The 24,587-nt window shown below is 67.3% G+C and carries 27 protein-coding genes; 15 read left to right on the forward strand and 12 right to left on the reverse strand.

Annotation, left to right across the window (positions count from 1 at the left end):
• Nucleotides 1-112 precede the first annotated feature (112 nt).
• Nucleotides 113-739, reverse strand: a complete 627-nt coding sequence (locus tag V5F74_RS12740; protein ID WP_394008910.1) for a TetR/AcrR family transcriptional regulator — start codon at nucleotides 737-739, stop codon at nucleotides 113-115.
• Between the two features lie 396 nt (nucleotides 740-1,135).
• On the opposite strand from V5F74_RS12740, the gene V5F74_RS12745 reads away from it, so the two are divergent.
• From V5F74_RS12745 to V5F74_RS12785, 9 genes are all read left to right on the forward strand, one after another.
• Nucleotides 1,136-1,996, forward strand: a complete 861-nt coding sequence (locus tag V5F74_RS12745) for an FAD binding domain-containing protein (protein WP_394008407.1) — start codon at nucleotides 1,136-1,138, stop codon at nucleotides 1,994-1,996.
• Nucleotides 1,993-2,490, forward strand: coding sequence for a (2Fe-2S)-binding protein (locus V5F74_RS12750; protein ID WP_394008409.1), 498 nt, complete (start codon nucleotides 1,993-1,995; stop codon nucleotides 2,488-2,490). Before V5F74_RS12745 ends, V5F74_RS12750 begins: the two co-directional genes overlap by 4 nt.
• A complete protein-coding gene (locus V5F74_RS12755; protein ID WP_394008411.1) occupies nucleotides 2,487-4,880 on the forward strand; it encodes a xanthine dehydrogenase family protein molybdopterin-binding subunit in 2,394 nt (797 codons plus the stop codon). The genes V5F74_RS12750 and V5F74_RS12755 overlap by 4 nt, the downstream gene beginning before the upstream one ends.
• 43 nt (nucleotides 4,881-4,923) lie before the next feature.
• Nucleotides 4,924-6,171, forward strand: a complete 1,248-nt coding sequence (locus tag V5F74_RS12760) for an ABC transporter substrate-binding protein (RefSeq protein WP_394008413.1) — start codon at nucleotides 4,924-4,926, stop codon at nucleotides 6,169-6,171.
• Between the two features lie 164 nt (nucleotides 6,172-6,335).
• Complete coding sequence (locus V5F74_RS12765; RefSeq protein ID WP_024278510.1) at nucleotides 6,336-7,208, forward strand: branched-chain amino acid ABC transporter permease; 873 nt, start codon at nucleotides 6,336-6,338, stop codon at nucleotides 7,206-7,208.
• Nucleotides 7,209-7,239: 31 nt separating this feature from the next.
• Nucleotides 7,240-8,247, forward strand: a complete 1,008-nt coding sequence (locus V5F74_RS12770; protein ID WP_394008415.1) for a branched-chain amino acid ABC transporter permease — start codon at nucleotides 7,240-7,242, stop codon at nucleotides 8,245-8,247.
• Nucleotides 8,244-8,996: an ABC transporter ATP-binding protein gene (locus V5F74_RS12775; protein ID WP_394008417.1), complete on the forward strand. Its 753-nt coding sequence runs from the start codon at nucleotides 8,244-8,246 to the stop codon at nucleotides 8,994-8,996. The genes V5F74_RS12770 and V5F74_RS12775 overlap by 4 nt, the downstream gene beginning before the upstream one ends.
• A complete protein-coding gene (locus V5F74_RS12780) occupies nucleotides 8,989-9,690 on the forward strand; it encodes an ABC transporter ATP-binding protein (RefSeq protein ID WP_029558905.1) in 702 nt (233 codons plus the stop codon). Before V5F74_RS12775 ends, V5F74_RS12780 begins: the two co-directional genes overlap by 8 nt.
• A 54-nt stretch (nucleotides 9,691-9,744) precedes the next feature.
• Nucleotides 9,745-10,218, forward strand: a complete 474-nt coding sequence (locus V5F74_RS12785; protein ID WP_169124300.1) for a CoxG family protein — start codon at nucleotides 9,745-9,747, stop codon at nucleotides 10,216-10,218.
• Nucleotides 10,219-10,285: 67 nt separating this feature from the next.
• On the opposite strand, the gene V5F74_RS12790 is transcribed toward V5F74_RS12785, so the two are convergent.
• Nucleotides 10,286-10,633, reverse strand: coding sequence for an ArsC family reductase (locus tag V5F74_RS12790; RefSeq protein ID WP_374251359.1), 348 nt, complete (start codon nucleotides 10,631-10,633; stop codon nucleotides 10,286-10,288).
• Between the two features lie 154 nt (nucleotides 10,634-10,787).
• Between V5F74_RS12790 and V5F74_RS12795 the strand changes: the two genes are divergently transcribed.
• Both V5F74_RS12795 and V5F74_RS12800 read left to right on the forward strand, forming a co-directional pair.
• The gene (locus tag V5F74_RS12795; protein ID WP_024278516.1) at nucleotides 10,788-11,084 is read left to right on the forward strand and encodes a DUF6166 domain-containing protein; all 297 of its coding nucleotides are present in this window, start codon (nucleotides 10,788-10,790) and stop codon (nucleotides 11,082-11,084) included.
• 74 nt (nucleotides 11,085-11,158) lie between these two features.
• Nucleotides 11,159-11,983 (forward strand): GntR family transcriptional regulator, encoded by an 825-nt coding sequence (locus tag V5F74_RS12800; protein WP_024278517.1) that lies wholly within the window; start codon nucleotides 11,159-11,161, stop codon nucleotides 11,981-11,983.
• A 47-nt stretch (nucleotides 11,984-12,030) separates the two neighbouring features.
• Here V5F74_RS12800 and V5F74_RS12805 read toward each other — a convergent pair whose 3' ends face one another.
• Genes V5F74_RS12805 through V5F74_RS12830 form a run of 6 tightly spaced genes read right to left on the reverse strand, consistent with a single transcriptional unit; the run spans nucleotide 12,031 to nucleotide 17,864 of the window.
• Nucleotides 12,031-13,140 carry a Zn-dependent alcohol dehydrogenase gene (locus V5F74_RS12805; protein WP_394008420.1) on the reverse strand — a complete coding sequence of 370 codons (1,110 nt, stop codon included), beginning with the start codon at nucleotides 13,138-13,140 and terminating at the stop codon, nucleotides 12,031-12,033.
• Between the two features lie 3 nt (nucleotides 13,141-13,143).
• Nucleotides 13,144-13,866 carry an ABC transporter ATP-binding protein gene (locus tag V5F74_RS12810; RefSeq protein WP_029558900.1) on the reverse strand — a complete coding sequence of 241 codons (723 nt, stop codon included), beginning with the start codon at nucleotides 13,864-13,866 and terminating at the stop codon, nucleotides 13,144-13,146.
• Complete coding sequence (locus V5F74_RS12815) at nucleotides 13,860-14,681, reverse strand: ABC transporter ATP-binding protein (RefSeq protein ID WP_394008423.1); 822 nt, start codon at nucleotides 14,679-14,681, stop codon at nucleotides 13,860-13,862. The genes V5F74_RS12810 and V5F74_RS12815 overlap by 7 nt, the downstream gene beginning before the upstream one ends.
• A 3-nt stretch (nucleotides 14,682-14,684) precedes the next feature.
• On the reverse strand, nucleotides 14,685-15,701 hold the full coding sequence (locus V5F74_RS12820) for a branched-chain amino acid ABC transporter permease (protein WP_394008425.1): 1,017 nt from the start codon (nucleotides 15,699-15,701) through the stop codon (nucleotides 14,685-14,687).
• Complete coding sequence (locus tag V5F74_RS12825) at nucleotides 15,698-16,579, reverse strand: branched-chain amino acid ABC transporter permease (RefSeq protein WP_024278522.1); 882 nt, start codon at nucleotides 16,577-16,579, stop codon at nucleotides 15,698-15,700. Before V5F74_RS12825 ends, V5F74_RS12820 begins: the two co-directional genes overlap by 4 nt.
• 10 nt (nucleotides 16,580-16,589) lie before the next feature.
• Nucleotides 16,590-17,864 carry an ABC transporter substrate-binding protein gene (locus V5F74_RS12830; RefSeq protein WP_029558897.1) on the reverse strand — a complete coding sequence of 425 codons (1,275 nt, stop codon included), beginning with the start codon at nucleotides 17,862-17,864 and terminating at the stop codon, nucleotides 16,590-16,592.
• A gap of 420 nt (nucleotides 17,865-18,284) precedes the next feature.
• Between V5F74_RS12830 and V5F74_RS12835 the strand changes: the two genes are divergently transcribed.
• Genes V5F74_RS12835 through V5F74_RS12850 form a run of 4 tightly spaced genes read left to right on the forward strand, consistent with a single transcriptional unit; the run spans nucleotide 18,285 to nucleotide 20,115 of the window.
• Entirely contained in the window at nucleotides 18,285-19,082 is a 798-nt protein-coding gene (locus tag V5F74_RS12835; protein ID WP_250165609.1) for a sterol desaturase family protein, read from the forward strand.
• Nucleotides 19,083-19,086: 4 nt separating this feature from the next.
• Nucleotides 19,087-19,479 (forward strand): hypothetical protein, encoded by a 393-nt coding sequence (locus V5F74_RS12840; RefSeq protein WP_394008428.1) that lies wholly within the window; start codon nucleotides 19,087-19,089, stop codon nucleotides 19,477-19,479.
• A gap of 43 nt (nucleotides 19,480-19,522) precedes the next feature.
• Nucleotides 19,523-19,708, forward strand: coding sequence for a hypothetical protein (locus V5F74_RS12845; protein WP_374251354.1), 186 nt, complete (start codon nucleotides 19,523-19,525; stop codon nucleotides 19,706-19,708).
• A 32-nt stretch (nucleotides 19,709-19,740) separates the two neighbouring features.
• Nucleotides 19,741-20,115: an antibiotic biosynthesis monooxygenase family protein gene (locus V5F74_RS12850; RefSeq protein ID WP_029558893.1), complete on the forward strand. Its 375-nt coding sequence runs from the start codon at nucleotides 19,741-19,743 to the stop codon at nucleotides 20,113-20,115.
• Between the two features lie 3 nt (nucleotides 20,116-20,118).
• Here the strand turns inward: V5F74_RS12850 and V5F74_RS12855 are convergent, their stop codons facing one another.
• The 4 genes from V5F74_RS12855 to V5F74_RS12870 are packed head-to-tail and all read right to left on the reverse strand — an operon-like array spanning nucleotide 20,119 to nucleotide 24,459.
• Nucleotides 20,119-21,279, reverse strand: coding sequence for a CaiB/BaiF CoA transferase family protein (locus V5F74_RS12855; protein ID WP_394008430.1), 1,161 nt, complete (start codon nucleotides 21,277-21,279; stop codon nucleotides 20,119-20,121).
• Entirely contained in the window at nucleotides 21,279-22,406 is a 1,128-nt protein-coding gene (locus V5F74_RS12860; protein ID WP_394008431.1) for an acyl-CoA dehydrogenase family protein, read from the reverse strand. Before V5F74_RS12860 ends, V5F74_RS12855 begins: the two co-directional genes overlap by 1 nt.
• Nucleotides 22,407-22,455: 49 nt before the next feature.
• The gene (locus V5F74_RS12865; RefSeq protein ID WP_394008433.1) at nucleotides 22,456-23,646 is read right to left on the reverse strand and encodes an acetyl-CoA C-acyltransferase; all 1,191 of its coding nucleotides are present in this window, start codon (nucleotides 23,644-23,646) and stop codon (nucleotides 22,456-22,458) included.
• Between the two features lie 45 nt (nucleotides 23,647-23,691).
• Nucleotides 23,692-24,459, reverse strand: coding sequence for a 3-hydroxyacyl-CoA dehydrogenase (locus V5F74_RS12870; protein ID WP_394008435.1), 768 nt, complete (start codon nucleotides 24,457-24,459; stop codon nucleotides 23,692-23,694).
• Nucleotides 24,460-24,587 lie beyond the last annotated feature (128 nt).

A 24,587-nucleotide genomic window follows, 5' to 3' on the forward strand; every position in this document is an offset into this window, starting at 1 on the left:
GGCGAGAACAAGGCCGTTCGCACGGAAACTTTACCAAGGGAAGGCCGTCTTGGCGAGGGGCGAACATGACGTAACGTCATATGGGCAACCCCCTCCCGAGGCCCTTCATTCTTCAGGCTCCGGCTTGCGCCAGGATGTCCTTCAGCACGGGTGCGACACCGGCGCGGAAGGCGCGAACTGCGTCGCGGACGATGGGGTCGAGATCCTCCGGCGTCGTGGTGCCGTACACGTAGCGGCGGATCGCAAGGTAGAAAATGCGCCCGTGCAGACCCCAGAACAGCTCGGCCTCGCGTTCGCTGACCGGAATTTCGCCGGGGGCCGGCAGCTTCAGCTCTGCCCTGAGCTCGGCGCAGGCGGGCAGGATGATCTGGTCGCGGACGATCATGAGGTAGCGGCTGGTGATGTCGAACGACTTGAGGCCGGAAAAGGCGAAGATTCGCACCCAGTGGTAGTCGAAAACCTGTTCGACATATTCGAGATAGAATTGCGTGAGCCGCGCCTCCAACGGCTTGGATCGGTCGGTCACGAGAGGCGCCCAGTCTGCCTTCCAGCGGCTGAGATAGACGTGCTCGTAGACCCGCTCGATGAGCGCTTCCTTGGAAGGGATGTAGCGGTAAATGGCGGAATGGGTGATTCCCATCCGCTTCGCCAGCTCGCGCGTCTGTCCCTCGAATCCGTGCTCGGCGAAGAAGCGCACGGCTTCCTCGATGATCGCCTGTTCGCGATCCGCCGCGCGCATGTGCTGGCGACGGGGGCGGGTGGGCGGCGTCGGCTTCTGGTCGGGAGTGGGCTTCAAGGCGAGTCCGTTCGGCGCATGGGCCGGGCGCCCACCGTCCTGCGATAGCGCAACCTTCCCGCGCCACCAAGGGTCTCCGAGCGCGGCGACGCCCGCTCCCACGTCGCGGCGGCAGCTCCTGTGGCGAGTGAAGTCGAGGAAAAGATGAAGGAAGGCAATAATCATATATCCGGACGGGAATAGCGTCGCGCTGCACTGCAATGATTTGCCTGCCAGCGCTTTTCCCAAGCTCTTCGCCAATGGTCGCGCAGCACTATTGACAGGCACACCGGCCTGAGATCATGTTGTGACCAAGTGGTCACTAAAATGAAGCCACGCTCGACCGGGAGGAGCCTGCCCTTGAAAGCCCGCGCTTTCGCCTATGCGCGTCCGTCGAGCCTTGCCGAGGCGCATGCCGCCTTTGCCGGGGCCGATGGGGATGCGAGCTACATCTCCGGCGGGCAGAGCCTCGTGCCGGCGCTGGCGATGCGGCTGCAGGCGCCGCAGGTGCTGATCGACCTCTGCGCGATTCCCGAGATGCGCGGCGTCCGGCTGGACGGGGAAACCCTGCGCATCGGCGCGCTCACCCGCCATGCCGAAACGCTGACCGAGCCGCTGATCCGGACCCATGCGCCGTTGCTCACGGCCGCCGCGCCTTTCGTCGCCCATCCCGCCATCCGCAATCGCGGCACGGTCGGCGGCAGCGTGGCGCTGGCCGATCCGGCGTCCGAATTCCCAGCCATGATGCTGGCGATGGGCGCCGAGATGGACATCTCCGGGGTCGACGGCATGCGCCGCGTTGCCGCCGATGACTTCTTTCAGGACCTCTACCAGACCGCCATCGAGCCCGGAGAAATCCTCGTGGCGCTGCATGTGCCCGCCGCCGGGCCGCGCCATGTCTGTGCCTTCGACGAGATGGCGCGGCGTCGCGGCGACTACGCCATGGTCGGCGGCGGCATCCTCGCGGAGCGAGACGGGGCCATTATCGACAACCCGCGCATCGCCCTCTTTTCTGTCGGCCCGACGGCGGTGCGCGCCCGCAACGCCGAGGCCGAGATCGCCGGCAAGGCGCTCGATGCCGACACCATCGCCGCCGCCCAGCGCGCGCTGGATACGGACATCGATCCGCTGGACGACGTCGAGATTCCCGCCGCCATGCGCCGCCACCTCGCGCGCGTCCTGCTCGGGCGTCTGCTGCGCAAGCTGGAGACCTGCTCATGAATATGATGGCGGGCGCAGTCCCCCTCTCCCTCACCGTCAATGGTGAACAGATCGCCCGCATGGTCGCGCCGCGGACCACGCTGGCGGATTTCCTGCGCACGGACCTCGAGCTCACCGCCACCCATGTGGGCTGCGAGATGGGGGCATGCGGCGCCTGCATCGTGCTGCTGGATGGGGTGCCAGTGCATTCCTGCCTCGTCTTCGCTGTGCAGGCGCAGGGGCAGCGCGTCGAGACGGTGGAGGGACTTGTCGCCAGCGGCGCGCTGGCGCCGCTCCAGCACGCGTTCCATGAGCGCAACGCGCTGCAATGCGGCTTCTGCACGCCGGGCATGCTGGTGAACGCCCACGCCCTGATCGCGAACGGTGGCGTGCCGGATCGCGAGGAGATTCGCGACGCCATCTCCGGCAATTACTGCCGCTGCACCGGCTACGAGGCCATCGTGGACGCCATCGAGGCCGCCGCCCGCAAGGCGAACGGGGAGGGTGCAGAATGAACGCCCCGTTCGACCGTCCGCTCGGCGCGGCGCCCCATCTTGAGCCGGGCGTTCATGTGGGCCGCCCGCTGCCGCGCCCCAATGCCAAGCGGCTGGTGGCGGGGCGGGGCAACTATGTCACCGACATGAAGCTGCCGCGCATGCTGCATGCGGCCTTCGTGCGCTCGCCCTTCGCCCATGCCCGCATCGTCAGCATCGACGTGGAGGCCGCCCGCGCGGCGCCCGGCGTTGCTCTGGTGGCGACGGGGGAGGACCTTGCGAAGCTGTGTACGCCGTGGGTGGGCACGCTCGACCATTTCAAGGGCATGAAGTCCGAGCCCCAGCTTCCGCTGCCCCTCGACCGCGTGACATGGAGCGGGCAGGCGGTGGTGGCCGTGGTGGCGGAAAGCCGTGCCGCCGCCGAGGATGCCTGCGAGCTGGTGGAGATCGAGTATGAGGACCTGCCCGTCCTCGCCGATCTCGACACGGCGCTGGCGCCCGATGCGCCCCGCCTCGTGGAGGGCTTCGCCGACAATCTGTGCTTCCGCTCGGCGCTGGAGAGCGGCGCGGTGGATGATCTGTTCGCGTCTGCCGCGCATGTGGTGGAAGCGGACCTCGCCTTCGGCCGCCACACCGGCGTGACGCTGGAGCCGCGCGCGCTCATCGCCGATTACGACGCGAGCGAACATGCGCTGACCGTCCATCACGGCACCCAGACACCGTTCCAGTTCCAGGACCTCTATTCCCGCCACTACGGCATTCCCGAAGCCCGCGTGCGGGTGGCGGCGCCGGATGTGGGCGGCTCCTTCGGCGTGAAGCTGCACGTCTATCACGAGGACATGGCGGTCATCGGCCTGTCCATGCTCGCCGGCCGGCCAGTGAAATATGTGGTCGATCGGCTGGAGGCCTTCGTCTCCGACATCCATGCCCGCGACCATCGCGTGAAGGCGAAGGCGGCAGTGGGCGCGGACGGCCGCATCCTCGCCATGGCGGTGGAGGACGAGACCGCCATCGGCGCCTTCTCCACCTATCCCCGCACCAGCGCGGTGGAGGGCAACCAGGTCATCCGCCTCATCGGCGCGCCCTACCTGCTAGAGGCCTACCGCGCCGATCTGAAGGTGGTGTTCCAGAACAAGACGCAGACGAGCCAGTATCGTGCCGTGGGCCATCCCATCGCCTGCGCCGTGACCGAGCATCTGATGGAGAAGGCCGCTGCCGCGACCGGGCTCGACCCGTTCGAGGTGCGCGCGCGTAACCTCATTCCGGACGACGCCTATCCCTGCCAGTCGCTCACCGGCTTCAAGTTCGAGCAGCTCTCCCACGAAGCCTGTCTCGCGAAGCTCAAGACGCTGATGGACTATGACCGCCTGCGCGCCGAGCAGGCGGAGCTGCGTGCCCGCGGCATCCATCGCGGCATCGGCATCGCGGCCTTCGTCGAGATCACCAATCCCACGCCCGCCTTCTACGGCATCGGCGGGGCGCGCATCTCTGCGCAGGATGGGGCGGTCATCAAGATCACCCCGTCCGGCGAGGTGCGCTGCCTGATTTCGGTGACGGAGCAGGGGCAGGGGACCGAGGCCATCATCGGCCAGATCGTCGCTGACTATCTCGGTGTCTCCCGGGACATCGTGCGCGTCATCACCGGTGACACCGAGGTGACGCCCCACGGCGGTGCCACATGGGCCTGCCGCGGTGCCGGGATCGGCGGCGAGACGGCCCTTCAGGCGGCGAAGAAGCTCAAGGCCAACGTGCTGAACGTAGCCGCCGCCATCCTCCAGGCGCAGCCGGGCGACCTTGATCTCGTCGATGCCGAGGTGGTGGACAAGGCGGGGGGCGCCGCGCGCCTTAGCCTCGCCGAGGTCGCGCGCATCGCCTATTTCCGCTCCGACACGCTGCCGCCGGGCACCGACGCGCAGCTCACGGTGGCGCACCATTATGCGCCGTCCGGCTACCCCTTCGCCTTCACCAACGGCATCCACGGCTGCCATGTGGAGGTGGATGCGGAGACGGGACTCGTCAAAATCCTCAAGCACTTCGTGGTGGAGGATTGCGGCCGCATCATCAACCCGCTCCTCGTGGAGGAGCAGGTGCGCGGCGGCGTGGTGCAGGGGCTCGGCGCCGCCTTCTTCGAAGAATGCCGCTACGACGAGGCCGGCCAGCTCGTGAACGGCTCGCTCGCCGATTATCTCGTGCCCATGTCCTGCGAGATGCCGGACATCGTGATCGCCCACATGGAAACGCCGACCCGCGATACAGAGCTTGGTGCCAAGGGCTGCGGCGAGGCGGGCACCGCAGCGTCCTCGGCCGCCGCGCTCAACGCGGTCAACGACGCCCTCGCGCCGCTGGGCGCCGAGCTGACCCAGATTCCCATGACCCCCGCGCGCATCCTGAAAGCGCTCGGCGCCTACTGACGACCGCCCACAGCCAAAAAACAAGACACACCGGGAGGATTTCATGACCAAGCGGACCGACCATCCCCTCTCCAGCGTATCCCGCCGCACCGTGCTCGCCGGCCTCGGCGCCGCGGGCGTCGGCCTCATCGCGTCGCCGGCCATTGTGCGGGCGCAGGCGGAGACCATCCGCATCGGCTTCCCCACCCCGCTCACCGGCCCCTTCGGCGCCGAGGCAAAGGACCAAGTGAAGAGCGCGGAACTCGCCGTGAAGCTCGTCAACGACAAGGGCGGCATCGCCGGCCGCAAGGTCGAGCTGCTGGTCCGCGACGACAAGCTGAATGCCGGCGAGGCAGCGACCCGCACCCTTGAGCTGATCGAGAAGGACAAGGTCCACGCGGTGGTCGGCGCGCTCTCCAGCGCCGTTCAGCTCGCGGTGAACGAAGTGACGCGCGCCCGTGGCGTCATCTACGTCTCCATCAGCCAGTCCGACACCATCAACGAGGTCAAAGACTTCTCGAAGTACACCTTCCACGAGGCGCTCAATCCGCACATGACTACGGCCGCCGTGGCGCGGGCGACCTTCAAGAAGGGCTCGAAGGTGGCGCTGCTCGGCGCCGACTACGCCTACGGCCACGAAATGATGCGCGGCTTCAAGCGCGCCGCCGGCGAACTCGGCGCCGAGATCGTCGGCGAGATCCTCCACCCCTTCGGCGCGGCGGACTATTCCACGCTGATGCCGCGCATCCGTGCCCTGAAGCCGGACATCCTCGCCATCTGCAACTTCGGTCGTGACCAGGCCAACTCCATCAAGCAGGCCAACGACTTCGGCATGAAGAAGCAGATGCAGATCGTGGTGCCGGTTCTGCTGCACAACCAGCGCATCGCCGTGGCGCCCGACGTGTTCGAGGGCATCATCGGCGGCGCCAACTATTACTGGGCGCTGGAGAGCACCATCCCCTCCGCCAAGACCTTCAACGACGCCTACAAGGCGGCGTACGGCTCGCTTCCGACCGATTACGGCGCGTACGGGTTCACCGGTGTCTCTGCGCTGCTCCTGGCCATGGCGAAGGCCGGCGGGACGGACACGGACAAGGTGATCGAGGCCCTGGAAAACCTGAAGTATGACGTGGCCAAGGGGCCGCAATACTTCCGCAAGTGCGACCACCAGTCGGTGCAATCGGTGCTGGTGCTGAAGTCCAAGGCCAAGGCCGACATGAAGAGCGAGCAGGACCTGTTCGACATCGTCGAGAACGTCCCCGGCTCCGAGCAGATGCTGCGCTCCTGCGGCGAACTGGGCTTCCCGACCTGAGACCTGATCCCTTCTCCCCTTGCGGGAGAAGGTGGATCGCGGCGCAGCCGCGAGACGGATGAGGGGAAGGCAGCAACAGCGCGATCCAACCCCTCACCCCCGGCCCCTCTCCCGCAAGGGGAGAGGGGATAAGCGCTCCGCAAGTCCGCCCCGAGAGACGCCCGATGGACCTTGAACTCATCCTCATGCAGCTGTTCTCCGGGCTTGCGCTCGGGGCGATCCTGGTGATGGTCGCCCTCGGGCTCACCATCGTGTTCGGCATGCTGGGCATCGTGAATTTCGCCCATGGCGCCCTGTTCATGGTGGGCGCCTATGCGGGGCTGTGGGTCGCCGCGCAGACCGGCAGCTTCTGGTGGGCGCTCATCGTCGCGCCCCTTGCGGTCGGCGTGCTGGGCATGCTCATCGAGCGCTTCCTGATCCGGCCGCTCTATGGCCGCACGCCGGATGATCCGCTGCTGCTCACCTTCGGCCTTGGCTATGTGCTGGTGGAGGCCGTGCGCATCACCTTCGGCACGGACGGCATTCCCTTCTCGGCGCCCGACGCGCTTCAGGGCGTGGTGGACCTCGGGGTCGGCTATTTCCCCATCTATCGCCTGTTCGTCATGGGCGTGGTGGCGGTCATCCTGCTGCTGCTCTGGGTGGCGCTGGAGAAAACCCGCTTCGGCCTCATCGTGCGGGCTGGCGCGCGCGATCCGCTCATCATGAAAGTGCTGGGGGTGGACGTGAGCCGGCTGTGGCTGCTGGTGTTCGGCCTCGGCGTCGGCCTCACCGCGCTGGGTGGCGTACTGGCCGCGCCCATGCGCAACGTGAGCCCGGAGATGGGCACGCTGGTGCTGGCGGAGGCCTTCGTCGTCACCGTCATCGGCGGCATGGGCTCGCTGCTCGGGGCCGTGGTGGCGGGGCTGCTCGTGGGCGTCGCCGTGAGCATGACCGCGCTGTTCGCTCCCGAGATGGCGACCATCGTCATGTTCGGCCTGATGGCCCTCATCCTCCTCGTCCGACCGCAGGGCCTGTTTGGCCGGCCGGCCGGCGCCTGACGGAACCCGGCGCGTGAACGGAGACGATACCATGACCACAACCGACCTCGCCGCCGGGCAGGGCGTGGCGCCGCGCACCCTGCCGAAGGCCGGCGCCGCGCTGGATCGCTGGCGCGTGCCGCTCACCATCGCCGTGCTCGCGGTGCTGCCCTTCGTGCTGCCGTCGCAAGCGCTGGCGGTGAACGTGCTGATCTACGGCCTGTTCACCGTGGGCTTCAACCTGCTGTTCGGCTACACGGGCCTTCTCTCCTTCGGCCATGCCGCCTTCTTCGGCACGGGGGCGTACCTGACAGGAATGGCCATCGCGCTTCTCGGCTTCGGCTGGTTTCCGGCCATGCTCACGGGCATCGTCGGCGCGAGCCTGCTCTCGGTGGTGATCGGCGCGCTCTCCATCCGCACGCGCGGCATCTATTTCTGCATGGTCACTTTGGCGCTCGCGCAGCTCGTCTATTACGTCGCGCTCCAGGCGTCCGGCTGGACCGGCGGCGAGAATGGCCTGCGCGGTTTCACCGTGGCGAAGGCCGACCTGATCGGCGGCTTCTCGGTGAACCTGCTGAACCCGCTGGCGAAATACTACTTCATCATGTTCTTCGCCGCGCTGGCGCTGTGGTTCGTCTCGCGGGTGCTGAACTCCCCCTTCGGCGCGGCCATCGAGGCGGTGCGCGAGAACGAAACCCGCGCCCGCGCCTGCGGCTTCGACGTGGAGCGCACCAAGCTCCTGTCTTTCGTTCTCTCCGGCGCCCTGTGCGGCCTCGCCGGCACGCTTTCCGCGCTGCATCTGTCCATCGTGCCGCTCGATGCGCTGGGCGTTCACACCTCCTCCATCGTGGTGATGATGACCATGCTGGGCGGTGCCGGCTCCTTCTTCGGGCCGTTCGTGGGAGCGCTGGTGTTCCTGCTGATCGAGGATGTCGCCTCGCTGTGGACCACCCATTGGCAGCTCATCGTCGGCATCGTCTTCATCTTGTTCGTGCTGTTCCTGCCCAAGGGCATCTGGGGCAGCCTGATCCAGATCGTGCGCCGCAGGAGGGCGTCATGAGCGCGCTGATGGAAGTGACGGACGTGGGCCGCTCCTTCGGTGGCTTCGTCGCCCTCGCGGGCATCTCGGCCAGCTTCGAGCGCAACAAGGTGACGGCAGTGATCGGCCCGAACGGCGCCGGCAAGAGCACCTTCTTCAACGTGCTTTCCGGCGTGCTCCAGCCCTCGACTGGCTCCATCCGGTTCAAGGGGCGGGAGTTGAAGGGACTGAAGCAGCACCGCTTCGCCCATCTCGGCATTGCCCGCTCCTACCAGATCACCAACCTCTTTCCCGAGCTGTCGGTGGAGGAGAACGTGCGTGTGGCGGCGCAGGCGCTGAAGACGCGCTACGACGTCTTCAGCCATCGCGATCGCTATCCCGAGCTGACGCAGAAAGCAGAGGCGGCGCTGGCCGAGGTGGGCCTCACCCATCGTCGCGCCCGCCGCGCCCGAGACCTCGCCCATGGCGAGCAGCGGGCGCTGGAGATCGCCATCGCGCTGGTGGCGAACCCCGAGCTTCTGCTGCTCGACGAGCCCACGGCCGGCATGGGGCCGGAAGAGACCAAGGAGATGGTGGCGCTCATCGAGCGCCTCGCGGCGGACCGCACCATTCTCCTGGTCGAGCACAAGATGAAGATGATCCTCGGCCTGTCGGACCGCATCCTGGTGCTGCATCACGGCCGCCTCATCGCCGACGGCGCGCCGGCGGCGGTGCAGGCCGATCCGGAAGTCCGCCGCGTCTATCTGGGGCAGAACGATGGCTATGCTTGAGGTCGAAAAGCTCAATGCCTGGTACGGGCCGAGCCACGTCGTCCACGATCTGACGTTCAGGATCGAACAGGGCGAAATCGTCGCCCTCGTCGGTCGCAACGGCGCCGGCAAGACGTCCACCCTGCGCGCCATCATGGGGCTCATGCCGCGGGCGGAAGGCCGGGTGACGTTCGACGGCAAGGACTTGCTGCCGCTCGGCGCGCACGCCCGCTTCCGCCTCGGTCTCGGCTACGTGCCGGAGGAGCGGCGCATCGTCTCCGGCCTTACGGTGCGGGAAAACCTGCAGCTCGGCCTCGTCGCCGCCGCGCGCACGGACGAGCGCGCGGCCATCGACGAGATCGCCAAGAGCTTCCCGCGCCTGAAAGAGCGGCTGGAGCAGCAGGGGACCACCATGTCCGGCGGCGAGCAGCAGATGCTCGCCATCGCCCGCGCCATCATCTCCAAGCCGAAGATGGTGCTGCTGGACGAGCCCTCCGAAGGCATCATGCCGGTGCTGGTGGAGGAGATGGGCGTGCTCTTCCGGCGGCTGCGCGACCAGGGCACGACGCTGCTTCTGGTGGAGCAGAACGTGGAATGGGCGCTCAATCTCGCGAGCCGCGCCATCATCATCGATCAGGGCGAGCTGGTGCATCAATCGAGCGCTGCTGCACTGCTCGCCGACAAGGACATCCAGGATCGCTATTGTGCGGTCTGAGCGCCATCGCCGAAGAGCGGCACGCGCGAACGAGAACAAGGGGAGGACCATCCCGTGGAACTGACCGGCGAATATCGCATCAGCGCCCCGCGCGAGACCGTGTGGAAGGCGATCCTTGATCCTGAGATGCTCAAGCGCTGCATTCCCGGCTGCAAGGAGCTGGAGCAGACGGGCGACAACGCCTATGCCGCCAAGGTGCAGGTGAAGGTGGGGCCGGTCTCGGCCACCTTCTCCGGCTCGGTGGAACTCACCGACATGGAGGCCCCTGCCGGTTGCCGCATCGTCGGGCAGGGCAATGGGGGCATCGCCGGCTTCGCCAAGGGCGAGGCCAAGGTGTCGCTGGCCGAGGATGGCGCCGACACCATCCTGACCTACGTGGCGGACGCCCAGATCGGCGGCAAGCTCGCCTCTCTTGGCGGACGCCTCGTGCAGGCGACCGCCAAGAAGCTCTCCGACCAGTTCTTCACCAGCTTTGCCGAAGCGCTGAACGCGCCGGCCGAGGTGCCTCCGGCGGCCGAGGCATCCTGACCATCACACTGGTCCCGAGGCCGGCGCAGGTCTGCTGTAGCTTACGTCGGCCTCACTTCACCCGGGTTCACTTTATCCGCGCCGCATAATCCTCCGGCTTGAAGCCGACGATCAGATCGCGCCCGTGCTCCAGCACAGGGCGCTTGATCATGGAGGGGTGCGCCAGCATCAGCGCCAGAGCCTTTGCCTCGTCGATGTCGGCCTTGTCGGCGTCAGGGAGCTTCCTGAAGGTGGTGCCGGCCCTGTTAAGCAGCTTTTCCCAGCCGACCTTCTTCGCCCAGCCCTGAAGCGTCTTCGCGTCTATGCCGGCCGACTTGTAGTCGTGAAAGGCATAGGCGACACCCTTCTCATCGAGCCAAGCGCGCGCCTTCTTCATGGTGTCGCAGGCCTTGATGCCGTAGATCGTCGTCGTCATCGCAATCCCCCGTCTGAAAGCACCGACCTTACCCAAGGGCGCGCCGCCGCGCGCGCGGCTTTCGCGTCGCAGGGCCGTTGAACGGCGCCTGCTGCTCATGTAACATATCAGTGCAATCCCAATTGGACGGGCAATAAAAGGCAGGGCAGGACGCATGAAGACCTATCGGGGAGACCGCACCATCGACGGCATCGCGGTGACGGTGGACGGCAAGCCGCTGCCGCAGCGCACCGACATCGCCAAACTGAGCAGCGACGGCTTCGAGTGGAGCTATGAGGGGCAGGCCCCCGCCCAACTCGCCCTCGCCTTGCTCGCCGACCACCTCGGCGACGACCGGCGCGCCTATTCGCTGCACGACCAGTTCATGCGCGACGTGGTCGCCAATTTCGCCAACGAGTGGGAGATGACCTCCGACGATATCGACGCCGCGCTCCACCGCGTCGCAGCCTGATCGGCATCCGCCCGAGGCTTGACGGCAGGAGACGAATCCGTCGTCTCAGAGACAAGGCAGGGGGAGCAAGCGGCATGGCGAAGGCGGGGTCCAAGGCAGGGGCCATTGCGGGCTCCGTGGCGCCGGTGCGGCGCCAGAAGCGGCAATCCGCGCTGGCCGGAGGCGAAGGCGCGCTTGATCTCCTGTTGGAGCCGCTCCGCGAAACCCGCAAGGAGCCTCGCACCCCCGCCCGTCGCGCCCGCAAGGATGAGCCGGTGACGGAAGATGCGAGCCTCACCGATCGCGCCTACCGCATCCTTGAGGAACTGATCGCGACCCTGCAACTGCCACCGGGCGCGGTGCTTTCCGAACTCACGCTTTCCGACCGGCTGAAGATCGGCCGCACGCCCATCCGCGAGGCACTGCAACGCCTTGCCCGCGACGGGCTAGTCGTGGTGCTGCCGCGGCGCGGCGTGCTGGTGTCGGATATCAACCTGCGCACCCAGCTTCGCCTGCTGGAGGTGCGGCGCGTGCTGGAGGTGCTGATGGCCGGCCTCGCCGCCGAGCGCGCCACGTCTGAGGAGCGGGACGCTTTCGCCGAGATCGCCGGCTCCATGCGGCAGGCGGCCGAGGTGGAGGACGACCTCGCTTTCATGCGCCTCGACAGGCGCTTCAACCTTTTGATGGCGCAGGCGTCGCGCAACGAGTTCGCGGTGCGCTCCATGGGCCTCATGAACGCCCTGTCGCGTCGCTTCTGGTACCAGCATTACCGGGAGGTCGCCGACCTGCCGCTCGCCGCCCGGCTCCACGCCGAGGTGGCCGAGGCGGTGGCCCGCCGCGACCGCAAAGGGGCCGAGACCGCGGCCGCCAACCTCGTGGATTATATCGAGGATTTCGCCCGCAAGACGCTGGATGCGTGAGGGGTGATGCTCCCCTCTCCCACAAGAGGAGAGGGAGCCTTGAACCCTCAGAAGATCACGACGCTGCGAATGGTCTCGCCGGCCTTCAGCGCGGCAAACCCGTCGTTAATTTCCTCCAGCGCGATCCGTCGGGAGATGAGGCCCTTGAGGTCCAGCCGTCCGGCAAGCGCGGCTCGGGCGAGGAAGGGGAAGTCGCGCGCGGGGCGGGCACCGCCATAGGAGACGCGGCGGATGCGCTTTTCCGCCATCAGCGAGCCCCAGCGGAAGGACACGTCCTTCGTCACATCGATCTTGCCGAGCCAGATCACCTCGCCGCCCGGCCGCACCGCCTCCACCGTCGCGCGGAAGGCAATCGGGCTGCCGGCCGATTCCAGCACCACGTCAGCGCCGCGGCCCTGGGTGAGCGCGCGGGCCGCCGCCACCACGTTGCCGGTGCGGGCATTCACCGTGTGGGTGGCCCCCATGGCGCGGGCGAGGGCGAGCTTGGCATCATCGAGATCGGCGGCAAGGATGGTCTCTGCGCCTGCCAGCCTCGCCCCCTGTACCGCGGCGAGGCCCACGGCGCCGCAGCCGATGACGAGGGCCGTATCGCCGGGTCTGATGTGTGCGACGTTCAGCGCGGCGCCGACGCCGGTCATGATCCCGCAGCCGATGAGGCAGGCCTCGTCGAACGGAAGTTCTTTGGGCACCGGCACAGCCTGTTGGTCCGTGACGATGCAGTATTCGCTGAAGGCGCCGAGGAACATGAGGTTCCCCAGCTCCCGCCCGTCCGCGAGCCGCGCCTTGGCGGCGCCGTCGAAGGCACGGGCCTTCGGACCTTCCGCGAGATAGCCCTCGCACAGGATGGGCAGCGCGCGGTCGCAATAGAAGCAGTGGCCGCAATGGGGGTTCCAGGAGAGCACCACATGGTCGCCCTTGCGGACGCCCTTGGCCTCCCGCCCCACGTCTTCGACGACGCCCGCCGCCTCGTGGCCGAGCACGATGGGCATGGGATAGACGAGCCCGCCCTCGATCACCTCAAGATCGGTGTGGCAAAGGCCGGCGGCCTTGATGCGGACCAGCACGTCTGAGGGGCCGAGCGGGGCCGCCTCCACCGTCTCGATGGCGAGCGGCGTCTGCGGCGCGTGGAGCACCGCGGCACGATAGGTGAGGGGCATGGGTCAGGCGTGCTCCAGCTCCACCTCGCCGGCGATGACGCGCATGACCGCCTTGTCGCGGTACGCCTCCGCCAGCGTGCCGGAGAAGATCATCTCGCCGCGCTCCAGCACGTAGAGGCGATCCACATAATCCGGGAGGTGGTGGACGTTGGATTCCGCCATCAGCACGGCCTGCCCCATGGCGCGGATGGAGGCGATGCCCTCCGAGATCACCGGGATGATGGCCGGCGACAGCCCCTCGAACGGCTCGTCAAGCAGTAGAAGGCTCGGGTCGAGGGCGAGGGCGCGGGCGACCGACACCATCTTGCGCTCGCCGCCGGAGAGCTGTGCTCCGCCCCGGTGCAGATACTGCCGGAGCTTCGGGAAGACATTCAGGGAGCGCTCTACGCGGTCCTTCTCCGACATCTTCGAGCGGCGCGTCCAGGTCGGCAGCTCCAGATTCTCGGCGACGGTAAGGTCGGCATAGACCTCCGATTCCTCCGGCGAGAAGCCCACGCCCATCTGCGCGATCTCATGCGGCGCGCGGCCGATCAGCTCCTTGCCGGCGAAGCGGATGGAGCCGGCGACAGGCTTCCGATAGCCCATGATGGAGCGGAACGTGGTGGTCTTGCCCGCGCCGTTGCGGCCGATGAGGCAGACGAGTTCGCCCGGCTCCACGGCGAGGTCGATACCGGACAGGATGCGGCTGCCGGCGATATCCACCTTGAGGCCCGAAATGCTCAGCATGGGCGGCTCTCCTGAACGGCGGCTTTCGGGGCCATTTCTCTGGGGGGCACCTTGGGCGGGCGCGTGCCCACCACGGCGGCGATGAGGGCGGGATCCTTGAAGAAGGTTTCCGGCTTCTCATCGGCGAGAACGGTACCCGCCTGGAGCGCGACGATGCGGTCCGAGTAGCGGGCCACGAGGTCCATGTCGTGCTCCACCTGGATGATGCCGCGCACGCCGGCCTTGCGGGACGCGGCCACCAGCAGCTCCATGATGGCGTGCTTGTCGCCGGTGGAAACGCCGGAGGTCGGCTCGTCGATGAGGATCAGTTCCGGCTTGAGGGCGAAGGCGCTCGCCACGTCCAGCAGTTTCTTCTCGCCCTGGGAGAGGGCGCTCGCCTGCTGGTCCAGGCGGTGGCGCAGGTTGAAGATGTCGGCCACCTCCTCCACGGCATCGCGAATCTCGCGATCCCCGCCGAGGCTGCGGAAGGGATTGCCGATGCGCCTGAGGCGTGACGCCGCGGCGACACCCAGCGTCTCCCGTACCGTGAGCTCGGGGAAGATGTTCACCAGCTGGAACCCCCGCGCCATGCCACGGCGGGAGAGTTCCACCGGCCCGATGCCGGCGATGTCCTGCCCGCGGAAATGGACGTGGCCAGACGTTGGCTTCAGCAGCCCCGTCAGCACGTTGACGAGGGTGGACTTGCCGGCGCCGTTGGGGCCGACGATGGAGATGAATTCACCATCGTCCACATGCACCGAGACGTTCCGGAGCGCATGGAAATCGCCATAGCTCTTGGAGACCTGATGGGCGGAGAGAAGGGCGCGTGAGGCCATGGGTCAGCTCCCGCGCTTGAGGCGGGCGAAGGCGTCGCCGAACAGGCCGGCGATCCCCCGCGGGAAGAAGATGACGATGAGCACCAGCACCGCGCCCATCACGAACCGCCAGTACTGGGTGGCGGACATCACCGTGTCCTGCAGCAGCACGAAGGCGAGGCCGCCCACGACGGGGCCGGCGAAGGCGCCGGAGCCGCCCAGCACTGCCATAAAGACGAGGTTGCCGGATTGCGTCCAGTAGACGATCTCCGGGTCCGCAAGGCCGATGGTGACGGCCAGGATCACCCCGCCGATGGCGCCGTAGACGCCGGAGATGACGTAGGCCGCCAGCCGCATCCGCGAGACGGTGACGCCGAGATAGGCTGCCTTCTGCGCGTTCTCCCGAATGGCCGTGAGGTGCAGCCCGAAGGGCGAGCGCACGATCCGCCACATGGCGCAGCCAAGCACGGTGAGGAGGCCGAGAGCGTAGTAGTAGAACGGCCCGGTGATGAAGGCCGTCTTGCCGCCCTCGAACGCCATGCCGAACAGCAGCGGGCGCATCACCCGCATGCCCTGGTCGCCGCCGGTGAGGCCGTAGAACTTGAAGAGGATGGAGTGGAACAGCATGCCGAAGGCCAGCGTCAGCATGCCGAAGAAGATGCGTGTGTAGCGCACGCACAGGAAGCCCACCGGCACCGCGATGACCACCGCCGCCGCCACCGCGACGAGCAGGATCAACTCCAGCGACTGGACGCCGAGCTTCGAGGTCATCACCGCCGCCGCATAGGCGCCGATGCCGAGGAACATGGCGTGGCCGAAGGAGAGCAGGCCGGTGTAGCCGAACAGCAGGTTGAAGCCGAGAAGAGCGATGGCAAAGCCGAAGAACGGCACCATCAGGGTGAGCATGTAGGTGGAGGCGACGAGCGGCAGCCCTGCCATGGCGGCGATGATGACCAGGAAGGATATGAGGCCCGAAGGTCGCCAGAGGCTGGGGGACACGGCCGGCGCCACCGTGGCCGGGGCGGAGGTCGGGGTGCTCATGCCATTGCCTTTCCGAAAAGCCCGGCCGGCCGCAGGATGAGCACGGCGATGACGACCAGATAGATGGAGAGAATTTCGGCCTCGGGCAGCACCATGATGGCCGCAGCCCGGATCAGGCCGACGATGAGCGCACCGGCGAGCGCGCCGCGCATGGAGCCCAGCCCGCCGATGACCACCACGGCGAACGCTTCCACCACCAGCTCCACCGCCATTTCAAGCGAGGAGGCCGAGGCCGGCACCACCAGCGCGCCGCCCACCGTGCCGAGCATGCAGCCGACCGTGAACACGGCCGCGAACACGCGGGAGGAATTGACGCCGAGACCCTCGCTCATGTCCCGGTTTTCCGCCGTGGCGCGGATGATGCGTCCGGTGCGGGTCTTCTGCAGGAAGGCGCCGAGCGCCACCGCGATGGCGATGGAGGCGGCGATCACGAGGAGATTGTAGGTGGGCACCCGAAGGCCCATGAACTCGGCCGTGCCGTAGGCGAGATAGGCGTTGTCCAGTGTCCGGGGCGTGGCGCCCCAGAAGAAGCGGAACACGTCCTGGAACATCAGCAGCAGGCCGAAGGTGAGGAGCAATTGATAGCTCTCGTCCCGCCGGTAGACCGTGCGCAGGATGCGTTCCACCGGCAGGCCGACGAGGCCGATCGCCAGCCCCGCGAGAATGAGCACCGGCAGCACCGTCCAGGCTGGAAAGCCGGCGGCCGAGGCGAGGCCAACGGCCGTGATGCCGAAATAGGCGCCCAGCGCGTAGAACGAGCCGCAAGCGAGGTTGATGACCTTCTGCACGCCGAACACCAGCTGGAGCCCGGCGGCCACGAGGAAGAGAATGGCGGCGTGAAACACGCCGCCGAGGAGGACGTCGAGGAAGACGGTCACGCGGCGCTCCTCACACGGGAAGCTTGGAGGTCTTGAGCCATTCCCAGAAGTCCACGCCCGGCGGCTTCTGGAGCTGATCGGCGGTGAAGCTGTCCACCGTCTTCAGCGTCGGGAAATCGTAGGAGTTCTGGTTGGTGGAAAGGCCCTGGTAGAAGGTCTGCTCAGCGATCTTGTCGGCGCGGAACTGCCCCGGCCCCCCCAGGCTCTCGATCTTCTGCTTGGGGATGGATTCGATGATCTCCGTGAGCTTTGGCCAGCGCCCCGTGGCCTTGGCCGCGGCTTCGACGCCCGCCTTGTACGCGGCCAGGGCGAAATAGGCGCGGTCGGCCTCCCAGCTCGGAGCCTCCTTGTAGCGGCCCATGTAGTCTTCCACGAACGCCTTCTGAAGCGGGGAGGCATTGGGCAGCGCGAAGTAGAGCGTGTTGTGCCCGAACACGATGTTCTCGGGCATGAACTCCTTCTTCAGCTGGTTGATCTGCCAGCCGGCGGCGGGCAAAGCGAGGTTCACGCCCTCGAACAGGCCGGCGGCGGAGCCCTGCTTCATGAAGACGGGCAGGTCGGCGAACAGCATCGACGAGAAGATGAAGTCGGGTTTGGCCGCCTTCAGCGCCGCGACGTGGGACGTGAGGTCCATGGTGCCGACCTTCGGCCACTGCTCGGCCACCACCTCCACCTCCACGCCGGCGCGCTTGAGGATCTGCTGGAAAGCCTCCCAGTTATTGCGGCCGTAGGAATAGTCCGGGTTGATGCCGGCAATGCGCTTGATCTTGCCCTTGAAGTATTTGATCGAGAGCAGGGAGGCCATTACGGCCTCGCATTCATTGTCGGTGGACCGGAAGACGTACTGCGACTTAGGCATCGCCTCCTTCACGCCGTCCTGCGTGGTGCCGTCCCACATGATGAGGAGCGCCTGCTCCTCCTCCGCCACGGGCGCGACACCCAGCGACACGCCGGTGGAGATGAGGCCCTGGACGCAATCCACCTTCTCCTGCAGCACCAGGCGGCGGAAGCGTTCGATGGTGTCCTTGGGGGAGGTTTCCTCCTCGATGACGAGCTCGATCGGGCGCCCGGCAATGCCGCCGTCCTTGTTCATGCGCTCCGTCGCCCACTGCACAGCGCGGATGCCGCATTCGCCCACCGTGCCCATGGCCCCGGAGCGCGGCGCGAGAATGCCGATGCGAACCGGCTTCGACTGGGCGATGGCGGGGGAAAAGATCCCCGGAGCGGCGGCAGCGAGACCGGCAGCACCGATCCCCCGCATCAAAGTGCGGCGAGAAATGTTCATTGGCGTCCTCCCCTAGGCGGGTCTCGTGCCCGCCTTCGTGAACTGACATATCATAGATATGCCAAAAGAATGTCTGCAAGAAGCTTTTTTGATCTGGATCATTTTTAAGGAAGATAGGTCTAAAAAATATAATTAAATCAAACTATTAGGTTGTTGAACTTTGGTCGCATTCGCGGAGCGACAGGCCATTGGCGGGGCCGGATCGGCGCCTTGCATATGATGTGTGGCTGACATATTAGTGGTGCATCCGCTGTCGCGGAGCATCCCTCCCCCGTCCGGGCGCGAGGGAGCTGGGGCGGGCGACGGCTCCAGGCACCGGCGCTTTCAGCAGCCGGGGTCTTCAGGAGCCGGCGCCTCCAGACGCGGCGCCGAGAGAATCAAGACAATGGCGCGCACCAACAGCGCGCAAGGGAGAGAGCGATGGAACTCACCTCGAGCCCCATGACGGATCGGCAGCGCAAATACCGCGCGACCTACCGCGAGCGTGTCACCGGCTGGTATAACGGATGGCTGCACATCGCCATCATCTACACGATCGGCTTCACCGCCCTCTACATCTATGTCTCGAACATGCACGCGATCCGCTGGTGGGAGTTTTTGACCATTCCCGTCGTGTTCCTGTTCTGCAATTTCTTCGAGTGGTGGCTGCACCGCTACGTGATGCACCGGCCGTCGAGCTTTCCGCTGTTCCGCGCGGTCTATAACCGCCACACGCTGATGCACCACCAGTTCTTCACCGAAGAAGAGATGCGCTTCGCCGGGCATCACGACTGGCGCGTCACCTTTTTCCCGCCTTACGCGCTGGTGACGTTCACGCTCATGTCTATTCCCGGCGCCATCGTGTTCGGGTGGCTGATCTCTCCGAACGTGGGCTGGCTGTTCATCGCCACCACCACCTCGGTTTACCTGCTCTATGAGTTCATGCACTTCACCACGCACATCGACGAAAACTGGTTCGTGCGGAACGTGCCCTTCATCAACACCAACCGCCGCCACCACGCCGCGCATCACAACCAGTCGCTCATGATGGAGCGCAACATGAACCTCACCTTCCCCATCATGGACTGGGCGTTCGGCACATCGGATCTCAACCGCGGGCTCATCGGCCATCTCTTCAACGGCTATGACACCCGCCATCTGAAGACCGACATGCGCCGCACCGCGCGTACGCCGAAAGGCAAGGCAAGCCCGGCCGGCCACGTCGCTCCGGCGGAGTGAGGCGATGGCGTCGATCGAACCCAATATCGCCGGGCTCGCGATTTTCGCGGGTCTGTGGACCGCGGCCTGCATGGGCTTTCTGGTGCTCTCCGGCATGTTCCCGGCGAGCACCCGGCCGGCGGGGGCGCGACAGGCGGGGGGGGGCGCCCTCGTCCTGGTGAACAGCCTGCTGTGGCTCGCGCTGGCGGCTGCGGCGCTGGTCTACGGCTACGCCAACCTGCGCCTCACGAGCCTGATCGTCGTCGGCGGCCTCGTGTTGCTGTTCGCCCCGGCACCGTTCGATCTGCTGCCGACATCGTTCCGCGACGGCCGGCGGGGCCTTGCCGCCCTGGTCGCTCTCCAGGGCGCGGCGATCGCCGTCTGGGCCGCGCTTCCCGGCGGCGGCGCACTCATCTGAAGGTCAGCGCCGGCGCAGTCCGGCCAGCAAGAGGGGACATCCCATGCCCACCCACATCAAGCTCATCCTCTCCCTCGTCGTCCTCGCCGTGGCTGCGGCCGGCTATGCCTTCCAGGCAGCGCTGGGGCAGGAGGGGCCCAAATATGCGGTCGCCTTCCTCGGCATCTTCATGGTCGTCGCCATGTGGGTGTTCCCCGAGGTGCAGCGCCGGCCGGGCGACAAGGTCTAGTCCGACAAGAAACAAGAAGGGGAAGAGGGGGCATGATCGCCATCATTTTCGAGGTGTGGCCGGCCGAGGGCCAGCGCGACACCTATCTCGATCTTGCCGCGCGCCTGCGCGTGGAACTGGAGAAGATGGACGGCTTCATCTCGGTAGAGCGGTTCGAGAGCCTTACCAATCCGGGCAAGATGCTCTCGCTCTCCATGTGGCGCGATGAGGAGGCGGTGAAGGCCTGGCGCAACCTCACCTCCCATCGCAAGACGCAGGCGGCGGGGCGGGCAGGGGTGTTCCGCGACTATCGCCTGCGCGTCGCTGCCGTGGTGCGCGACTATGGCATGTTCGAGCGCGACGAGGCGCCGGACGACAGCCGCGCTATGCACAAGCCGAAGGCCGCCGCGGCCGATCCCGCCTTCTGAGGCTCAGCGCAGCTCCGGCGGCCAGTCGAGGCCGGAGCGACCGGCCGGATCGGATGCCACCGCTGCGGCGGCGATCTCATCGTCGCTGAGGCCGGCCTCCCGCAGCACCTGCGCCGTGCAATCGCTGAGATCGAGCGGGTGGGCCTGCGCTGGAGTGCGCGAGAGGCGCGGGACGGCGGGCACGCGGTTCGGCCCGCTGTCCGGATGGCGCGCGGCGATGTGGGGATCGCTCCACACCTCGTCCGGCGCCAGCACAGGCGCGACGCAGGCGTCCGTGCCGGTAAACAGTGCGGTCCAGTGATCGCGCGATTGTCCCGCGAAGGTCGCTTCCAGCGTCCGTTCGATTTCCGGCCACAGGTCGCGTCGCATGTGGTCCGGCGGTTCGCCGAGATCGAGACGTCGCCACAGTGCTTCAAAGAAGCCCCGCTCCAGCGCACCCACCGCGATGAAGCCACCATCTGCGCAGCGATAGGAGCGATAGAACGGCGCGCCGCCACCCAGCAGCCCGTCGCCGCGCGCCGGCCAATGGGGCGTCTTCCAGAGCGGCCAATGCATGGCCATCAGCGACAGCGCGCCGTCCACCATGGCGGCGTCGATCTTCTGGCCCTGTCCGGTTGTCTTGGCTTCGATCACCGCAGCGAGGATGCCCAGCGCGGCGATCAGGCTGCCGCCGGCGAAATCCGCTACGAGATTGAGCGGTGCCTCGGGCGGCCCGTCCTTCGGTCCCATGGACCCGAGCACGCCGGCCAGCGCGAGATAGGTGATGTCGTGCCCCGCCTCCAGCGCGCGCGGGCCGTCCTGCCCGAAGCCGGTGAGCGAGCAGTAGACGAGGCGCGGGTTGAGCGCCGCCAGCGTGTCATAGCCCGCTCCGATGCGCTCTGCGACGCCGGGGCGGAAGCCCTCCACCAGCACATCGGCGGTCTGCACCAGCGCGTGCAAGGCAGCCCGGCCGGCGGGGGCCTTCAGGTCCAGCGAGATATGTCGCTTGCCGCGAGAGAATTCCGGGATGGCGACGCCGGCCCGTCCGCCGCCCACCACGATCACCTCTGCCCCGAAATCCGCCAGCAGCATGGTGCAGTAGGGGCCGGGGGCGAGCCGGGAGAGATCAACGACGCGGATGCCGGCGAGGGGACCGCGCGGGGCGGGGGAGGAGGCCTCCACCATCACAGTCCCCGCGAGATGACGATGCGCTGCACGTCGCTGGTGCCCTCATAGATCTGGCACACGCGCACATCGCGATAGATGCGTTCCACCGGGAAGTCCGCGAGATAGCCGTAGCCGCCGAAGGTCTGGATGGCGGCCGAGCACACCTGCTCGGCCATCTCGGACGCGAACAGCTTCGCCATGGACGCCTCGGTGAGGCAGGGCAGGCCGGCCTCGCGCAGGGCGGCGGCGTGCAGCACCATCTGGCGGGCCGCCTCGATGCGGGTTGCCATGTCGGCGAGGCGGAAGGCGACGGCCTGATGCTCCATGATGGGCTTGCCGAAGGTCACTCGCTCCTTCGCATAGGTCCGGGCCGCCTCGAACGCGGCGCGCGCCATGCCGACGCATTGCGAGGCGATGCCGATACGTCCGCCTTCCAGATTGGACAGGGCGATCTTCAGGCCCTCGCCCTCGGCCCCGAGCCGGAGGTCGGCGGGAAGGCGCATGTCGTTGAAGGCGAGCTGGCAGGTGTCGGAGGAATGCTGGCCGAGCTTTTCCTCCACCCGCACCACCTCGTAGCCGGGCGTGTCGGTGGGCACGATGAAGGCGGAGATGCCCTTCTTGCCCGCGTCCGGGTCGGTCACGGCGAACACGATGATGACATCGCCGTTCTTGCCGGAGGTGATGAACTGCTTGGCGCCGGAGAGCACATAATGGTCGCCGTCCCGCCGGGCGCGCGTGCGCAGCGCTGCGGCGTCCGATCCCGCCTGCGGCTCGGTGAGGGCAAAGCCGCCGATCCATTCGCCGCTCGCCAGCTTGGGCAGGAAGCGCTCCTTCTGCGCCTGCGTGCCGAACTTCACGATGGGCATGCAGCCGACGGAGGAATGCACGCTGACGATGGTGGAGCAGGCGCCGTCCGCCGCTGCGATCTCTTCCAGCGCGAGGGCATAGGAGACGAGATCGGTGGCGGAACCGCCATGGTCCTCGGGCACCAGCATGCCGAGGAAGCCGAGGGAGCCCAGCTCCTTCAGTTCCGCGCCGGGGAAGCGGTGCTCCCTGTCCCGCGCCGCGGCTCCGGGCGCGAGGCGTTCGGAGGCGAAGGCGCGTACCGCGTCGCGGATGGCAACCTGGGTTTCGGTGAGGATCATGGCAGGTTCCTCCGGGTCTTGTTGTTAGGTGTCCTTGGCGGTCTCTGCCTCAGCTCAGGCGTTCGATGGCGACCGCCGTCGCCTCGCCGCCGCCGATGCAGAGCGAGGCGATGCCACGCTTGAGCCCGTAGCGCTCCAGCGCCGCCAGCAGCGTCACCATCACCCGAGCGCCAGATGCCCCGATGGGGTGGCCGAGGGCGCAGGCGCCGCCGTGGACGTTCACCTTGTCCTCCGGCAGGCCGAGATCGCGCATGGCCGCCATGGGCACGACGGCGAACGCCTCGTTGATCTCGAACAGGTCCACGCCCTTCAGATCCCAGCCGGTCTTCCCGGCGAGCTTCCGCACGGCGCCGATGGGGGCGGTGGTGAAGAGGTTCGGTGCCTGGGCGTGGGTGGAGTGGCCGACGATGGCGGCGAGCGGCGTGAGGCCGCGCTTCTCCGCTTCGGAGCGGCGCATGAGCACGAGAGCCGCCGCGCCGTCGGAGATGGAAGAGGAGTTCGCCGCCGTCACCGTGCCGCTGTCGCGAAAGGCGGGCTTCAGCGTCGGGATCTTGTCCAGCTTCGCCTTGGGCGGCTGCTCGTCCGCCGCCACCACGCGCTCGGTCTTGCCGGCTTTCACGGTGACGGGGGTGATCTCCTTGTCAAAGGCGCCCCCGGCCATGGCCTTCTGCGCCTTGGTGAGGGAGGCGATGGCGAAAGCGTCCTGCGCCTCGCGGGTGAACTGGTAGGCCTCGGCGCATTCCTCGGCGAAGGTGCCCATGAGGCGGCCCTTGTCATAGGCATCCTCAAGGCCGTCGAAGAACATGTGGTCGATGACCCTGCCGTGCCCCATGCGGTAGCCGCCACGGGCACGGTCGAGCAGGTAGGGGGCGTTGGTCATGCTCTCCATGCCGCCTGCAACCGCGACGGAGGCCGAGCCGGCGGCGATGAGATCATGGGCGAACATGGCCGCCTTCATGCCGGAGCCGCACATCTTGTTGACGGTGGTGGCGCCGGTGGAGAGCGGAAGGCCCGCGCCCAGCGCGGCCTGGCGGGCCGGAGCCTGGCCGAGGCCCGCCGGCAGCACGCAGCCGAACACCACTTCCTCCACCTGATCCGGCGCGAGGCCGGCGCGGGCGAGGGCGGCGCCGATGGCTGCGGAGCCGAGCGCGGGCGCGGCCACGTCCTTAAGGTCGCCCTGGAAGCCGCCCATGGGCGTGCGGGCGGTGCCGACGATGACGATGGGGTCGGAAGCCGTCATGTTGCTTGTCTCCGGTCGCGGGAGGAAGTCGTCAGCGGTGAGGGCTCAGCGCGGCGCCATCCGCAGCGCGCCGTCGAGGCGGATGACCTCGCCGTTCAGCATGTTGTTCTCGCAGATGTGCTTGACGAGAGCGGCGTATTCGGACGGCCGTCCGAGACGCGAGGGGAAGGGCACGCTCTTGCCGAGGCTGTCCTGCACGTCCTGCGGCAGGCCGGCCATCATCGGCGTCTCGAAGATGCCGGGGGCGATGGTGACGACGCGGATGCCGAACCGCGCCAGCTCTCGCGCTACCGGCAGGGTGAGGGCTGCAACGCCGCCCTTGGAGGCGGCATAGGCGGCCTGGCCGATCTGCCCATCGAAGGCTGCGACGGAGGCGGTGTTGACGATGACGCCGCGCTCGCCCTCGGCGTCCGGCGCCTCTTTCACTATGGCGTCGGCGGCGAGCCGCAGCATGTTGAAGGTGCCGATGAGGTTGACGGTGATGCCGCGCACGAAGCTTTCGAGCCGGTGCGGGCCATCGCGGCCGACCACCTTCTCGCCGGGGGCGACGCCGGCGCAGTTCACGAGACCGTGAACATGGCCGAAGCTATCCAGAGCGAGCTGCACGGCGGCCTTGCCATCGGCCTCGTTGCTTACGTCTGCGCGCTGGAAGCGGGCGGCGTCGCCGAGTTCAGCGGCCATGGCGGCACCGGCATCGGCGTTGATGTCGACGAGGACGACCCGGCCCCCATTGTCCACCACCATTCGCGACACCGCCGCGCCCAGGCCCGAGCCGCCGCCGGTGACGAGAAAGACGCGCCCTTCAATCTTCATGGTGCCCCTCCCAGGGAGACATGCCGCCGCTTCGGCGGCCGTTGCCTCTCGTCTAGCAGAAAAGCCGAGTGACATTCGATGACGCTAGCGATCTATTCAGGTGAGCGATTTTGCCATTCGGGAGCGTG

The sequence above is a fragment of the Xanthobacter aminoxidans genome, from assembly GCF_043193615.1.
GTDB classification, from domain to species: domain Bacteria; phylum Pseudomonadota; class Alphaproteobacteria; order Rhizobiales; family Xanthobacteraceae; genus Xanthobacter; species Xanthobacter aminoxidans.